The 13,845-nt window shown below is 65.3% G+C and carries 16 protein-coding genes; 6 read left to right on the forward strand and 10 right to left on the reverse strand.

Features of this window, described 5'->3' with window-relative positions; genetic code table 11:
- Positions 1–10: 10 nt before the first annotated feature.
- The 3 genes from rpsR to H8S47_RS07080 all read right to left on the reverse strand — a co-directional run bounded on the left by rpsR (position 11) and on the right by H8S47_RS07080 (position 1,339).
- Positions 11–235: a 30S ribosomal protein S18 gene (gene rpsR / locus H8S47_RS07070; RefSeq protein WP_031393978.1), complete on the reverse strand. Its 225-nt coding sequence runs from the start codon at positions 233–235 to the stop codon at positions 11–13.
- 2 nt (positions 236–237) lie between these two features.
- Positions 238–672, reverse strand: coding sequence for a 30S ribosomal protein S6 (gene rpsF, locus H8S47_RS07075; RefSeq protein WP_056050884.1), 435 nt, complete (start codon positions 670–672; stop codon positions 238–240).
- Positions 673–982: 310 nt separating this feature from the next.
- Entirely contained in the window at positions 983–1,339 is a 357-nt protein-coding gene (locus H8S47_RS07080; RefSeq protein ID WP_187503203.1) for an RcnB family protein, read from the reverse strand.
- A gap of 209 nt (positions 1,340–1,548) precedes the next feature.
- Here H8S47_RS07080 and fabD point away from each other — a divergent pair, with 209 nt between their 5' ends.
- The 6 genes from fabD to mltG all read left to right on the forward strand — a co-directional run bounded on the left by fabD (position 1,549) and on the right by mltG (position 6,491).
- Positions 1,549–2,508, forward strand: a complete 960-nt coding sequence (fabD, locus tag H8S47_RS07085) for an ACP S-malonyltransferase (RefSeq protein WP_187503204.1) — start codon at positions 1,549–1,551, stop codon at positions 2,506–2,508.
- A 33-nt stretch (positions 2,509–2,541) separates the two neighbouring features.
- Positions 2,542–2,964, forward strand: coding sequence for a GxxExxY protein (locus H8S47_RS07090; RefSeq protein WP_187503205.1), 423 nt, complete (start codon positions 2,542–2,544; stop codon positions 2,962–2,964).
- Between the two features lie 14 nt (positions 2,965–2,978).
- Positions 2,979–3,719 (forward strand): 3-oxoacyl-[acyl-carrier-protein] reductase, encoded by a 741-nt coding sequence (fabG, locus tag H8S47_RS07095; RefSeq protein WP_187503206.1) that lies wholly within the window; start codon positions 2,979–2,981, stop codon positions 3,717–3,719.
- Positions 3,720–3,796: 77 nt separating this feature from the next.
- Positions 3,797–4,033, forward strand: coding sequence for an acyl carrier protein (locus tag H8S47_RS07100; RefSeq protein WP_031393971.1), 237 nt, complete (start codon positions 3,797–3,799; stop codon positions 4,031–4,033).
- Between the two features lie 121 nt (positions 4,034–4,154).
- A complete protein-coding gene (gene fabF / locus H8S47_RS07105; protein ID WP_187503207.1) occupies positions 4,155–5,417 on the forward strand; it encodes a beta-ketoacyl-ACP synthase II in 1,263 nt (420 codons plus the stop codon).
- A 105-nt stretch (positions 5,418–5,522) separates the two neighbouring features.
- On the forward strand, positions 5,523–6,491 hold the full coding sequence (mltG, locus tag H8S47_RS07110) for an endolytic transglycosylase MltG (protein ID WP_187503208.1): 969 nt from the start codon (positions 5,523–5,525) through the stop codon (positions 6,489–6,491).
- 186 nt (positions 6,492–6,677) lie between these two features.
- On the opposite strand, the gene eda is transcribed toward mltG, so the two are convergent.
- From eda to H8S47_RS07145, 7 genes are all read right to left on the reverse strand, one after another.
- On the reverse strand, positions 6,678–7,298 hold the full coding sequence (eda, locus tag H8S47_RS07115) for a bifunctional 4-hydroxy-2-oxoglutarate aldolase/2-dehydro-3-deoxy-phosphogluconate aldolase (RefSeq protein WP_187503209.1): 621 nt from the start codon (positions 7,296–7,298) through the stop codon (positions 6,678–6,680).
- Positions 7,295–8,263: a glucokinase gene (glk, locus tag H8S47_RS07120; RefSeq protein ID WP_187503210.1), complete on the reverse strand. Its 969-nt coding sequence runs from the start codon at positions 8,261–8,263 to the stop codon at positions 7,295–7,297. Before glk ends, eda begins: the two co-directional genes overlap by 4 nt.
- Before the next feature lie 144 nt (positions 8,264–8,407).
- Positions 8,408–10,222, reverse strand: coding sequence for a phosphogluconate dehydratase (edd, locus tag H8S47_RS07125; RefSeq protein WP_187503264.1), 1,815 nt, complete (start codon positions 10,220–10,222; stop codon positions 8,408–8,410).
- A 2-nt stretch (positions 10,223–10,224) separates the two neighbouring features.
- Positions 10,225–10,929 carry a 6-phosphogluconolactonase gene (gene pgl, locus H8S47_RS07130; RefSeq protein ID WP_132739130.1) on the reverse strand — a complete coding sequence of 235 codons (705 nt, stop codon included), beginning with the start codon at positions 10,927–10,929 and terminating at the stop codon, positions 10,225–10,227.
- 171 nt (positions 10,930–11,100) lie between these two features.
- On the reverse strand, positions 11,101–12,564 hold the full coding sequence (zwf, locus tag H8S47_RS07135; RefSeq protein WP_187503211.1) for a glucose-6-phosphate dehydrogenase: 1,464 nt from the start codon (positions 12,562–12,564) through the stop codon (positions 11,101–11,103).
- A 23-nt stretch (positions 12,565–12,587) separates the two neighbouring features.
- On the reverse strand, positions 12,588–13,511 hold the full coding sequence (argC, locus tag H8S47_RS07140) for an N-acetyl-gamma-glutamyl-phosphate reductase (RefSeq protein WP_187503212.1): 924 nt from the start codon (positions 13,509–13,511) through the stop codon (positions 12,588–12,590).
- Positions 13,508–13,711, reverse strand: a complete 204-nt coding sequence (locus H8S47_RS07145) for a hypothetical protein (protein ID WP_235982672.1) — start codon at positions 13,709–13,711, stop codon at positions 13,508–13,510. The genes argC and H8S47_RS07145 overlap by 4 nt, the downstream gene beginning before the upstream one ends.
- Positions 13,712–13,845 lie beyond the last annotated feature (134 nt).

Here is a 13,845-nt window from a genome sequence, read left to right on the forward strand (position 1 = left end):
TGGGCGCTCCTTACTTAACGATGTAGGGCAGCAAGCCCAGATGACGCGCACGCTTGATGGCTTGAGCCAGTTCGCGCTGCTTCTTTGCGGCCACCGAAGTGATACGCGACGGGACGATCTTGCCACGCTCGGACACGAAGCCCTGCAGCAACCGGACGTCCTTATAGTCGATCCGGGGAGCGTCTTTGGCGGAGAACGGGCAGCTCTTGCGGCGGCGGAAGAATGGACGTGCCATGTTTATTCAGCTCCCTCTTCGCGGTCACGACGGGGACCACGGTCCGGACGATCGCCACGATCGGGACGGCCTTCACGGCCACCTTCACGGTCGCCACGACGCTCGCGGTCACGATCCTGCTTGCGCATCATCACGGTCGGGCCCTCTTCGAGGGTATCGACCTTTACCGTCATGTAACGGATGATGTCTTCGTTGATCTGGGTCTGGCGCTCCAGCTCTGCGATCACGCTGCCCGGGGCATCGATCTCGAGCATGACATAGTGCGCTTTGCGGTTCTTGGCGATCTTGTACGCCAGCGAACGCAGGCCCCAGTTCTCGGTCTTTACGACCCGACCTTCGTTGTCGTTCACGATCTTGGTGGCGATTTCCGCCAGTGCGTCCACCTGCGCTTGTGCCAGATCCTGGCGCGCAAGGAACACGTGCTCGTAAAGAGCCATGTCTTGTCCTTCGTCTTGGCCGATCGCTGATACACGCCCCATGCGTGCACCCCTCCGGCTGTCGTCTAGAATGCAAACAGGGGCGAGAGACGCGAATCTCTCACCCCGGTTGCAATGGGCCTTAGCCGATTATCCGGCAAAGGCAAGGTTGGTGTGCTTCGTTCAACTAGTCACGTCATCCTGACGAAAGTCAGGATCCAGAGCCAGAAATGCCGCCGCTCGTAACCCTGGATCCTGACGTTCGTCAGGATGACGGGGCGTGGAGCGAGGGGGCGTACTTATTACGCCCCCAAGGTCCGGCCCTACCGATTTACCGGAACGCGCCGCCACGAACTTGGACCACGTTGCCGCGGCCGTTGATCAGGATCGCGTCGTTGCCCGAGCGAACCCACTGGCTGCCACGCGGTGGGACGGCGAGGCGATAGTTGCGATACGTCGTGATCACCCGGTAGTTCTGCGCATAGCGGCGATCGAAGCGCTGGCCGGCGCGCCAGTTGCGATACTGGTTCGGGCGGACGACGGTCTTCCTGGTGACGACGGTGCGACCATTGTTGTTCTGGCGCACGGTGGTCACTTCGCGGCGCTGCTGTGCCTCGGCCGGCGCTGCGGCGAGCAGGGGGCTGACGACGAGGGTAGCGGCCAGTGCGCTGAGGATAAACTTCTTCATGGGTAATCTCCCGTTTGAAACACGGCGCCGTTGTGCGGCGTCATCCCTGATCTGGGACCCGATTGTCGCAGGTGCATGTCGCAGCCTGCGCGAAATGGTCGCCATTTGTCGCAAACGCACGGGCTTCGTTCAGGTTCGCGGAGTTGCAACTCGGCGCACACCTTTATAGGCCCCGCGCTCAAACGAAGACCCAACTTAGAGGAGAGGTCATGCGCGCGTTCATCTTCCCCGGCCAGGGGAGCCAGTCTGTCGGCATGGGCAAGGCGCTCGCCGACGCCAGTGCCACCGCCCGCGAGGTGTTCGCCGAAGTCGACGAGGCGCTCGGGCAGCATCTGTTCCGCCTGATGAGCGAAGGTCCCGCCGACGACCTGCTCCTTACCGAGAACGCGCAGCCCGCGATCATGGCGAACGCGATCGCCACCTTGCGCGTCGCCGAGAAGGAAGGCGGCATCCGCCTTGCCGACAAGGCCGACTATGTCGCCGGCCACAGCCTCGGCGAATATACCGCCTTGTGCGCTGCTGGTGCACTCGACCTGTCGACCACCGCGCGGTTGTTGAAACGGCGTGGCCGCGCCATGCAGGCGGCTGTACCAGTGGGTGAGGGCGCAATGGCCGCATTGCTCGGCACCGACCTCGAAAAGGCGCAGGTGATTGCTGGCGCCGCGGTAGACGCAATCCTTGCGGAAGGCGGCCCCGAACTGATCTGCACCGTCGCCAACGACAACGACCCCTTGCAGGTCGTCATCTCCGGCCACCGCCTCGCCATCGAAAAGGCGATCGCACTGGCCAAGGACCTCGGCGCCAAGCGTGCGGTGTTGCTCCCCGTCTCCGCCCCCTTCCACTGCCCCCTGATGCAACCCGCCGCCGAAGCCATGGAAGCCGCGCTTCTCGACGCAGACCTCCGCGCGCCTTTGGTCCCGGTTTTCGCCAACGTAGACGCAACCGCCGTCGCCGACCCCGGCGCGATCCGTCACCTATTGGTCCAGCAAGTCACCGGCATGGTCCGCTGGCGCGAATCGGTGTTGGCGATGCACGCTGCGGGGGTCGACCACTTCGTCGAGTTCGGCGGCAAAGTGCTCAGTCCGATGGTCAAACGCATCACCCTCGACGTCGAGACGACGAGCGTCATCACGATGGACGACATCGAGGGGTTGATTAAGGTACTGTAGATTTCGCGCAGAGGCGCAGAGGACGCAGAGCCCATGAAAGATATCGATGTGGTCAGCGGCGACGTCCTGGATGTCGCTCTGCGACTGCATCGTGATCTGGGGCCTGGACTGCTCGAAAGCGTTTACGAAGCAGTCCTTGCGGGTCGATTGGTTGCCATGGGCTATACCGTTGCTCGCCAGCGTCCGATCGATATTGAGTTCGAAGGCTTGCACTTCGAAGCTGCGTTCCGGATTGATCTACTTGTTGACGACCGCTTGGTCGTCGAGATCAAATCGGTCGAGTGCCTCCTACCCGTCCACGCCAAGCAACTGCTGACCTATCTCAGGCTGACCAAACAGCCCGTCGGGCTGCTCATAAACTTCGGCGGCGCCACCCTGAGAGAGGGCGTCCGCCGCCTCGTCAACAACTATCGCCCGTCCGCGTCCTCCGCGCCTCTGCGCGAACAAATTTTTTGAATCTGGAGACCAAAATGTTCGACCTCACAGGCATGACCGCCCTCGTCACCGGGGCATCCGGCGGGATCGGGTCCGAGATCGCCAAGGCCCTCGCCGCCCAAGGCGCCCGCCTGGCTGTGTCCGGCTCCAACGCCGACAAGCTCGAAGCCTTCCGCGCCAGCCTCGGCGGAGACCACGTCGCACTCCCCTGCAACCTCTCCGACGCAGCAGCCGTCGACGCGCTCGTCCCCCAGGCCGTCGAAGCACTCGGCGGCAAGCTCGACATCCTCGTCAACAACGCCGGCGTCACCCGTGACAATCTCGCGATGCGGATGAAGGACGACGATTGGGACAGCGTCATTCGCGTCAATCTCGAAGCCGCATTCCGCCTCATGCGCGCCGCCGCCAAGCCGATGATGAAGGCAAGGTTCGGCCGGATGATCTCGGTCACCTCGATCGTCGGCGTCACCGGCAATCCCGGGCAGGCCAATTACGCCGCATCGAAGGCCGGCCTCATCGGCATGTCGAAATCGATGGCGCAGGAGCTCGCCAGCCGCGGCATCACCGTCAACTGCGTCGCGCCCGGTTTCATCACCTCGCCGATGACCGACGCGCTGCCCGACGCGCAGAAGACCGCGCTCACCGCCAAGATTCCGGCCGGTCGCCTCGGCGAAGGCGCAGACATCGGCGCGGCGATCGTGTACCTTGCCAGCCGTGAAGCCGGCTACGTCACGGGACAAACCGTGCACGTGAACGGCGGGATGGCGATGATCTGAACTTGCGCGCTGAACTGCCGCGTTCTAGGTGCGTTCAGGAAATACCGAAAACCCCCAGATTTGAAGAGGGAACTACCATGAGCGAGACAGCTGACCGCGTGAAGAAGATCGTCGTCGAGCATCTCGGCGTCGAAGCCGACAAGGTGACCGAGGACGCGAGCTTCATCGACGACCTGGGCGCAGACAGCCTCGACATCGTCGAACTCGTCATGGCGTTCGAGGAAGAGTTCGGTGTCGAGATCCCCGATGATGCCGCCGAGAAGATTGCGACCGTCAAGGACGCGATCACTTACATCGACGAGCACAAGGCCTGATCAGGGTCTAGGGTTCAAACCTTTGGACCTGCCCTGAAGGGTGTGATTTGAGCGGCTCCCCGTCCTTGGGCAAAGAGGGCGGGGAGCCGTTTCGTTTTGAGAGCAGACGGAGTTTGAAGCCATGCGGCGTGTCGTCGTAACCGGGCTAGGCCTGGTCACCCCTCTGGGGGCGGATGTTGAAACGGCCTGGGCGAATATCCTCGCCGGCAAGTCGGGTGCGGGCCCGATCACGCGCTTCGACGCGTCGGATCAGGTGTGCCGCATCGCGTGCGAGGTGAAGCCGGCCGACCACGAATATGGCTTTGATCCCGGCAAGCGCGTCGACCACAAGGTCCAGCGCCAGGTCGATCCTTTCATCATCTATGGCATCGACGCCGCAGGCCAGGCTCTGGAAGACGCCGGGCTGACTGAAATGACGCTTGAAGAGAGCTGGCGTGCCGGCGTCTCGATCGGCTCGGGCATCGGTGGCCTGCCGGGCATCGAGAGCGAATCGATCGTGCTCCACACCAAGGGCCCCCGCCGAGTCTCGCCGCATTTCGTGCACGGTCGCCTGATTAACCTGATCTCGGGCCAGGTCTCGATCAAATACGGCCTGCGCGGTCCGAATCACGCGGTCGTCACCGCCTGCTCGACCGGCGCGCACGCTATTGGCGATGCCGCGCGGATGATCGCGATGGACGACGCCGACGTGATGCTCGCGGGCGGCGCGGAGGGCACGGTCTGCCCGCTCGGCATCGCCGGGTTCGCACAGGCGCGCGCGCTGTCGACCAACTTCAACGATTCGCCCGAAAAGGCTTCGCGTCCGTACGACAAGGACCGCGACGGCTTCGTGATGGGCGAGGGCGCAGGCGTGCTGGTGCTCGAGGAATACGAGCACGCCAAGGCGCGCGGCGCGAAGATGTATGCCGAGGTGATCGGCTACGGCCTGTCGGGCGACGCGTACCACGTCACCGCGCCGCATCCGGAAGGCGACGGTGCGTTCCGATCGATGCAGATGGCGATCAAGAAGTCGGGCCTCAAGCTCGAGGACATCGACTACATCAATGCGCACGGCACCTCGACGCCTCTGGGTGACGAACTCGAACTCGGTGCGGTCCGTCGCCTGTTCGGCGATGCGATCTCGGATCTGTCGATGTCGTCGACCAAGTCCGCGATCGGCCATCTGCTCGGCGGTGCCGGCGCGGTCGAGAGCATCTTCTGCATCCTCGCGCTGCGCGACCAGATCGTCCCGCCGACGCTGAACCTCGACAATCCGAGCGACAGCTGCGTGGGTGTCGACCTCGTGCCCCACGTCGCAAAGAAGCGCGAAGTCCGCGCGGTGCTGAACAACTCGTTCGGTTTCGGCGGCACCAACGCCTCGCTGGTGATGACCAAGGTCCAGTAATCCTGTTCCCCCGCGAAGGGTCACCCATCAAAGTAATACTTTGATGGGGCCCAAGGCGGGGGCCCAGACTGGGTCCCCGCCTTCGCGGTGATCCAAGGAGTACCAATGCGCAAGGTCGGCTGTTTCGGACTCGTCTTAGGCTTGGCGGCAGTCGTGGCGCTGTTCCTGGTCGTCCAGGGCTGGGGCGGCGCTGGCCCAGCACCGCGCACGCTGACCGTGCAGATCGGCGAGGGCAGTACGCTGGCCGGCGCAGCCACCGAACTCGAAAAGGCCGGCGCGATCCCCTCGGCCCGCCGCTTCCGCCTGTACGCCCGCTTGTTCGGCTCAGGCGATCCGATCAAGGCGGGCGAATACCGCATCGCGCCGCACACCAGCCAGTCCGACATCCTGAAACTGATGCAGGGCGGCAAGGTCGTCCAGCGCCTCGTCGTCGTCCCCGAAGGCTATCCCTCGGTCCTCGTCCACGACGCGCTGATGAAGGCCGACGGCTTGGCCGGCACCGTGCCCGTCCCCGCTGAAGGCTCGATCCTCCCCGACAGCTACGCCTTCCAGGCCGGCGATACCCGCGCCTCGGTCGTCACGCGGATGCAGGCGGCGATGAAGACCTACCTCGCGACAGCCTGGGCCGCGCGCAAGTCCGGCATCGCGGTGACGACTCCCGAACAGGCGATCATCCTCGCCTCGATCGTCGAGAAGGAAACCGGCAAGCCGTCCGAACGCCGCACCGTCGCTGCGGTCTACGGCAATCGCCTGCGGGGCGGCATGCCGCTTCAGGCGGACCCCACGGTGATCTACCCGATCACCAAGGGCCGCCCGCTAGGCCGCCGCATCCTGCGATCGGAACTGCACGCGAAGAACGGCTACAACACCTATGCCGAAGCCGGCCTGCCGGTCGGCCCGATCGCCAACCCCGGCCGCGCCTCGATCGACGCGGTGCTCGACCCGGCTCAAACGAACGCGCTCTACTTCGTAGCAGACGGCACCGGCGGCCACGTGTTCGCGAACACGCTGGCCGAACACAACGCCAACGTGAAGAAATGGTACGCCATCCGCAAAGCCCGCGGCGAAATGTAGCCACCGTCCGGCTCCCCTCCCTGAAAGGGAGGGGTAGGGGGTGGGTTGGTCTGCAACTGCCGGAGCGTCCGCCAAGCGGCCGACCCACCCCCGGCCCCTCCCTTCCAGGGAGGGGTGAAGAAGATAAGCCCCTCCTTCCGGGGGGGGGGAAGAAGATCAGCCCTTTCCTTTCAAGGAAGGGGAAGCCTAACCCCGTAACGCGTTGGCCGCGCGCGCCTTGATCTCGATCTCGGCCATCGTCCCGCCGGTCACCCAGCTCCCGCCCACGCAGAGCACCGGCTTGAACGCCAGCCATTCGGGGGCGCTCGCCTCGGTGATCCCGCCGGTCGGGCAGAATCTGCACTGGTAAAACGGCGCGGCCAGAGCCTTCAGCGCCTTCAACCCGCCATTCGCCTCGGCCGGGAAGAACTTGAAGTGCGTCAGCCCCAGGTCGAGCCCGGTCATGATATCCGCCGCATTGGCGATTCCCGGCAGGAATGGAATGCCGCTCTCGATAATCGGCATGGCGAGGCGTTCGGTCAGGCCCGGCGAGACGATGAATTCCGCACCGGCATCGCGCACCTGCGCAAACTGCTGCGTGTTGACGACAGTCCCGGCACCGACGATCGCGCCCGGCACCTTCTTCATTTCCGCTATTGCCTCCAGCGCGGCGCCGGTGCGCAACGTCACTTCGAGCACGCGCAGGCCACCCGCGACCAGCGCCTCGGCGAGCGGACGGGCGAGCGCGGCGTCCTCGATCACTAGCACCGGGATGACGGCGCTGGTCTGCATGATGTCAGCGATTGTGCGCAAGGGGGTTGCGGTCATTGCGTATGTTCCTGTGCGAAGGCGGCCGCGGCGCCAAACAGGCCGGGCTGGGGATGGGTGATGAGCTTGACGGGCATCGCCGCCATCATGCCCTGGAAGCGGCCCTTGGCGACGAAGCGCTGGTCGAAGCCCGAGCGTATCAGGCGATCCTTGATCCGGAAGCCGAGGCCGCCGGCGATCACGACCGCCTTCGCGCCCTGCGCCAGCGCCAGATCGCCGGCGACCGCGCCGAGCGCGAGGCAGAACCGATCGAGCGCGGCGAGCGCGATCGAATCGGTGCCGTCGATCGCCTCGGTCCAGATCGTCTTGTCGTCATGGCTGGGGACCGCGCGGCCCTCCAGCGCGGCGAGCGTCTCGTAGATCGCGACGATGCCGGGTCCAGCGACGACGCGCTCGGCCGAAACGCGCGTGAACGTCTTCCGCAGCCGCTTGAGCAAAGCATCCTCGATCCCGTCGAGCGGGGCGAAGTCCATATGCCCGCCCTCAGTCTCCAGGACCTGATAGCCGTTTTTCCGGCGCAGCAACTGCGCGACGCCGAGCCCGGTACCGGGGCCGCAGATCGTCGTGATGCCCTCGGATGGCAGCGGCGTATCGGGCCCGCAGAGATGGATGAAGTCGCTGCTCGGCACCTGCGCGACGGCATGGCCGACCGCGCCGAAATCGTTGACCACCACCCACTGGTCGGCCTTCAGCCGCTCGGTGATCAACGACTTGCGGATGATCCACGGGTTATTGGTCAGCCGGATGACGTCGTTCGCGACCGGCGACGCGACCGCGATCGCCAGTGCGCGGGGGAGGGGGCGACCGAGCCCCGCCTCGAACGCCTGATACGCGGTCTGGAGCGACGCGTGGTCCGCGGTCTTCAGCGTCGCCGGTTCGCCGAGCGACACGACGCGGCCGTTCTCGACCTCGGCGATCGCGAAGCGCGCGTGCGTCCCGCCGATATCTGCCGCTACGATTTCCATTCGTCTCTCTCCAACATACTTCCGTTCGTCCCGAGTAGCCGTCGAGCTTGTCGAGATGGCGTATCGACGGACATGCCGCGGGGTGTCCGTCGATACGGGCTCTCGACTTCGCTCGATCCCTACTCGGGACGAACGGAACCCTACTTACAGCCCAGCGCCCGCCAGCATCGCCGACGCACCCTTTTCGGCCTCGTCGGCAAGCCCGCGGAACATCCCGAACAGCTCGCGCCCCATGCCGCTCACCGGTGGCGGTACCGCGACCATGCGGCGCGTCGCCCACTCGTCGGCATCGACCAGCGCCTCCAGCGTGCCGTTGACCGCATCCACCCGGATCATGTCGCCATCGCGTATCAACCCAATCGCGCCATCCAGCAGCGCCTCGGGCGAGCAATGGATCGCGCACGGCACTTTCCCGCTCGCCCCCGACATCCGCCCATCGGTGACCAGCGCCACCTTGAACCCACGATTCTGCAACACCCCCAGCGGCGGCGTCAGCTTGTGCAGTTCGGGCATGCCGTTCGCCCGCGGCCCCTGGAAGCGGACGACGACGACGACGTCCTTCTCCAGTTCGCCGCGCTTGAATGCTTCGATCACGTCGAGCTGATCATCGAACACCATCGCAGGCGCCTCGACGATCCACCGCTCGCGCTCGACCGCGGAAACCTTGATGCACGCGCGGCCGATATTGCCCGCGAGGATCCGCATGCCCCCATCCGGCGAAAACGGTGCGGTGGCGGGGCGCAGGATCGTCTCGTCGCCGCTGTCCGGCGTATCGCGCCAGGCGAGCGTATCGCCTTCTACGACCGCGGTCTTCGAATATGCCGACAGATCCTCGCCGCCGATCGTCATGATATCGCCGTGCAACAGACCTTCGCCGAGCAGTTCGCGGATCACGTAGGGCATGCCGCCGGCTGCCTCGAACGCGTTCACGTCCGCCGAGCCGTTGGGATAGACGCGCGCGATCAGTGGTACCGCGCAGGAGAGGCGGTCGAAATCCTCCCAGTCGATGATGATCCCCGCCGCGCGAGCGATCGCCGGCACGTGGAGCAGATGGTTGGTCGAGCCGCCGGTCGCGAGCAGGCCGACCGCGGCGTTCACGATCGCCTTCTCGTCGACGCAATGCCCGAGCGGCCGATACGAATCGCCGCGTGCGCCGATCTTCGCCAGCCGGTGCACCGCCGCCCGCGTCAGTTCCTGGCGCAGCTTGGTACCCGGATTGACGAACGCCGCGCCCGGCATGTGGAGGCCCATGACCTCCATCATCATCTGGTTGGTGTTCGCGGTGCCGTAGAAGGTGCACGTACCCTTCGAATGATACGCGCCAATCTCGGCCTCGAGCAGTTCCTCGCGCCCTACCAGCCCCTCGGCGAATTTCTCGCGGACGGCGGCCTTGGCCTTGTTGGGCAGGCCCGTGGGCATCGGTCCGCCGGGGATCAGCACCATCGGCAGATGCCCGAACCGTAGCGCGCCCATGAGCAAACCCGGCACGATCTTGTCGCAGATGCCGAGCAGCGCCGCGCCCTCGAATGTGCCGTGCGACAGCGCGATCGCCGTGCTCAGCGCGATGGTGTCGCGGCTGAACAGCGACAGCTCCATGCCCGGATAGCCCTGCGTCACGCCGTCGCACATCGCCGGCACGCCGCCCGCGACCTGCGCGGTCGCGCCGGCCTCACGCGCCCAGATCTTCATCAGCTCGGGGTAGCGACAATAGACCGCGTGCGCCGACAGCATGTCGTTATACGCGGTGACGATGCCGATGTTCATGCCGGCATCGGCCTTCATCGCGTCGCGGTCCTCCTCGGTCCCGGCATAGGCGTGGGCGAGGTTCGCGCAGCCTAAGCCCGGACGACGGACCTGCGCCGCCGCCTCGCGCTCGATCAGCGCGAGATAGGCGGCGCGGCTGTCGCGCGAGCGTTCGATGATCCGGTCGGTGACCGCGGAGACGACGGCGTTGAGCATCGTCACGGCGCCCAGTGCACGTCGACCGGCAGCTCGACCTCGGCCAGCACGCGGCCGATCGGGTAGGACGACGACGGCCCCTGTTCGATCGCCTGCTCCAGCACCTTTTTCTTCGCGTCGCCGGTGATCATGATCATCAGCGCCTTCGACGATGCGATCGCCGCGGCCGACAGCGTTACGCGTGCAAGCGGTGCCTCTGGCGGGAGCGGATCGGGCATCACGCCGAGCGCACGACGTTCCTTGGGACCGCTCAGCGCCTCGTCGTAATCGGGGCCGGGGAAGATCGACGCGGTATGCCCGTCGCCGCCCATGCCGAGCAGGCAGAAGTCGAGCGGCCAGTGCAGATCCTGCATCAGCGCATCCGCCGAGCGACCGGCAGCCTTGTAGTCCGACATCGCCTCGGGAACGATCGGCTTCACGCGCGCGCCCTTGGGGAGGAAGATCTTCGCCAGCGCCGTCACGTTGGACAGCGGATCGCCGAGCTTCACGATACGCTCGTCGCCGGGGATGATCGTGACCTTCTTCCAGTCGAGCTTCGCCTGGGCGAGCTTCTCATATGCCGCGAACGGCGTCTTGCCGCCCGCGAGCGCGATCACCGCCGAGCCGCGCGCGTCGAGCGCACTCTCGATGACGAACTGGATATCGCCTGCGACTGCATTGGCGAGCTCGTCGGAATCCTCGTAATCCCACCATTCGATTTCGGTCATAAACTTGAACTCACTCAGAAAATTGCTGTCAAAAATGCCGTTCGTGCCGAGTAGGGATCGAGCGAAGTCGAGATCCCGTATCGAGGTATAATGCCACAATCGGGCCGATCCCTCGATACGCCTTCTCGACTTCGCTCGAAGGCTACTCGGGACGAACGGAAGAAAACAAACTCAGTCGTCCTGCCAGGTCACCCCGTCACGCTCGGTCAGCGCGATCGCCGCGGACGGACCCCAGCTACCCGACGCATAGCTTTTGGGCTTCATCGCGTTGGCCTTCCAGCCCTCGCGGATCGCATCGATCCAGGTCCATTGGGCCTCGACCTCGTCGCGGCGCACGAACAGCGTCTGGTCGCCCTCGATCAGGTCGAGCAGCAGGCGTTCATAGGCGATGCGCCGACGCGTGCCGGCAAACTCGGCGTCCATGCTGAGGTTCAGCGGCACTTCGCGCAGGCGGACGCCGTCACGGTCGAGACCCGGCTCCTTCGCCATCACCAGCAGCTGGACATATTCCTCCGGCTGGAGGCGGATAATCAGCATGTTGGGCTGCAACAGGCCACCGCGCCCAGCGAACATCGAGTGCGGCACCGACTTGAACTGGATCGCGATCTCGCTCTGGCGCGTGGCCATGCGCTTGCCGGTGCGCAGGTAGAACGGCACGCCCTGCCAACGCCAGTTATCGACATGCGCCTTGATCGCGACGAACGTCTCGGTGGTCGATGGCTTGCCTAGTTCGTCGGAGTAGCTCTTGACGATCTTCCCCTTCACCGCGCCGTCGCCGTACTGGCCGGTGACGGTAACGTGCGGCACTTCCTCGGGCTTGATCAGTCGTAACGATCGGAAAACCTTCGACTTCTCGTCGCGGACGTCGGTGCCCTCGAAGCGCGCAGGCGGCTCCATCGCGATCAGCGCGAGCAGCTGGAGCATGTGGTTGGCAACCATGTCGCGCAGCGCACCCGCAGTCTCGTAATAGCCCGCGCGCTCTTCGAGCCCGACCGTCTCCGAGATCGTGATCTGGACGTTGTCGATCCCTTGCGCGTTCCACACCGGCTCGAAGAACGAGTTGCCGAAGCGCAGCGCGAGGATGTTCTGGACGGTTTCCTTGCCGAGGTAATGATCGATCCGGTAGGTCCGCTCCTCGGGGAAGGCCTTCGCCACCGCATCGTTGATCTCGCGACTCGTTTCCAGATCGTAGCCGAGCGGCTTCTCGAGCCCGACGCGCACGGTTTCGCCCGCAAGCCCGACTTTATGCAGCCCTTCGATGGCCGCTTCGAACAGCGAGGGCGCGGTCGACAGATAGATCGCCAGACCGCCGGAGATATCGCCGATCTTGTCCGCCAACGGCTGGAAGCTCGCCGGATCCGACAGGTCGGTCGGCTGATAGAATATCCGGTCGAGGAACGTCCCGATCGCACTTTCGTCCTTGCGATCCTCGGGCAGGAACTCGTCGAGCGCCTTCTTGGCGAACTTGCGGTAATCCTCGTCGTCATGCTCGTGACGCGCGGCGCCGGTGATCGTCAGTTCCTCGGGCAGCAACCCGTCGGCGTGCAGGCCATAGAGCGACGGCAGCAGCATGCGCTGTGCGAGATCGCCGGTCGCGCCGAACAGGAGCAGCTTGGCTACGGGATTACGGTGCATGAAAGCTCCTGGAACTGGCCGGTTCAGAAAACCAGGCCGGCGACCGGGTCGACCCCGGCCATGATGTTGAGGTTCTGGACCGCGGCGCCGCCGGCACCCTTGCCCAGATTGTCGAGCGTCGCGACTAGCCGTGCATGGCCGACCGCATCGTTGCCGCAGACCCGCAGCGTCAGCCGATCGGTCCCCGCATTTTCCTCGATATCGACCGCGCCGATGTCGCCGGGTGCCACCGTCACGAGCGTCGAGCCGTCGAACGCCGCGCGCAAGGCGTCTTCGATCGCGGCGAGGGTCGGGCGGCCGGGCAGGGCGTGGAGATGCAACGGCACCTCGACGACCATGCCACGATAGGTGTTCGCAACCGCTGGCGCGAAGATCGGCGCGTGGGTGAGGCCCGCATGCTGCGTCATCTCGGCGATATGCTTGTGCGCGAGGCCGAGTGCGTAGGCGCGGAACGCCGTCGCGGGCTCGCCATTCTCGAACGCGGCGATCATCGCCTTGCCGCCACCCGAATAGCCCGAGGTCGCGTTGACGCTGAGTGGAAGATCGGCGGGGATAAGCCCGGCGCTGACCAATGGCCCGACCAGCGCGAGGAAGCCTGTTGGATAGCAGCCGGGGTTCGACACGCGCATCGCGGTCGCGACCTTCTCCGCCTGGCCCGGCAATTCAGGGAAGCCGTAGGTCCAGCCGGCAGCGACCCGGTGAGCGCTCGACGCGTCGATCACGCGGGTGCGCGCATTGTCGATCAGCGTGACGGCTTCGCGCGATGCGTCGTCCGGCAGGCAGAGGATGACGAAATCGGCATCGTTCAGCGCCTCGCGCCGTGCCGCCGGGTCCTTGCGCCGGTCCTCCGCCAGCAACGCCAGCGTGATGTCGGTTCGTCGAGCGAGCCGTTCGCGAATCTCAAGTCCGGTTGTGCCGACCGCGCCATCGATGAAGACCGTGGTCATGTCGCGTCCGTCGTCGAAAGGTCGAGTGCCGCCGCCTCGACATAGCCGACCAGCCCGCTCGGACGCGCAACGCCCCATGCGGAAACGCCGGCAATCTCCAGCACTTCGAAACTGTCGCCAGGTTTGAGGTCGACCATCGTATCGCTCGCTTCGTCTCGTCCGCTGCGCAACAAAGCTGTGCGCGCGACGGGCCGTATCATCGGCACCGCATAGTGTGGAGCGAATACGTATTCGGCGAGGCGAATATCGGCGATATCGCGGCGAACGGCGTGTGTGCGCGGGTCGAGATCGACCGATCGACCCGTCAGCGCGAAGCTGGTCCGGGCCTTTTCGT

It is taken from the genome of Sphingomonas albertensis, assembly GCF_014358075.1.
Classification (GTDB): domain Bacteria; phylum Pseudomonadota; class Alphaproteobacteria; order Sphingomonadales; family Sphingomonadaceae; genus Sphingomonas; species Sphingomonas albertensis.

Coding starts and splice junctions, on each gene's coding strand:
- edd (WP_187503264.1), bottom strand. CDS start 10,222: ATGCTCAACGCCGTCGTCTCCGCGGTCACCGACCGGATCATCGAACGC.
- pgl (WP_132739130.1), bottom strand. CDS start 10,929: ATGACCGAAATCGAATGGTGGGATTACGAGGATTCCGACGAGCTCGCC.
- H8S47_RS07090 (WP_187503205.1), top strand. CDS start 2,542: ATGAAAGATATCGATGTGGTCAGCGGCGACGTCCTGGATGTCGCTCTG.
- fabG (WP_187503206.1), top strand. CDS start 2,979: ATGTTCGACCTCACAGGCATGACCGCCCTCGTCACCGGGGCATCCGGC.
- H8S47_RS07080 (WP_187503203.1), bottom strand. CDS start 1,339: ATGAAGAAGTTTATCCTCAGCGCACTGGCCGCTACCCTCGTCGTCAGC.
- rpsF (WP_056050884.1), bottom strand. CDS start 672: ATGGCTCTTTACGAGCACGTGTTCCTTGCGCGCCAGGATCTGGCACAA.
- argC (WP_187503212.1), bottom strand. CDS start 13,511: ATGACCACGGTCTTCATCGATGGCGCGGTCGGCACAACCGGACTTGAG.
- zwf (WP_187503211.1), bottom strand. CDS start 12,564: ATGCACCGTAATCCCGTAGCCAAGCTGCTCCTGTTCGGCGCGACCGGC.
- fabF (WP_187503207.1), top strand. CDS start 4,155: ATGCGGCGTGTCGTCGTAACCGGGCTAGGCCTGGTCACCCCTCTGGGG.
- fabD (WP_187503204.1), top strand. CDS start 1,549: ATGCGCGCGTTCATCTTCCCCGGCCAGGGGAGCCAGTCTGTCGGCATG.
- rpsR (WP_031393978.1), bottom strand. CDS start 235: ATGGCACGTCCATTCTTCCGCCGCCGCAAGAGCTGCCCGTTCTCCGCC.
- mltG (WP_187503208.1), top strand. CDS start 5,523: ATGCGCAAGGTCGGCTGTTTCGGACTCGTCTTAGGCTTGGCGGCAGTC.
- eda (WP_187503209.1), bottom strand. CDS start 7,298: ATGACCGCAACCCCCTTGCGCACAATCGCTGACATCATGCAGACCAGC.
- glk (WP_187503210.1), bottom strand. CDS start 8,263: ATGGAAATCGTAGCGGCAGATATCGGCGGGACGCACGCGCGCTTCGCG.
- H8S47_RS07100 (WP_031393971.1), top strand. CDS start 3,797: ATGAGCGAGACAGCTGACCGCGTGAAGAAGATCGTCGTCGAGCATCTC.
- H8S47_RS07145 (WP_235982672.1), bottom strand. CDS start 13,711: ATGATACGGCCCGTCGCGCGCACAGCTTTGTTGCGCAGCGGACGAGAC.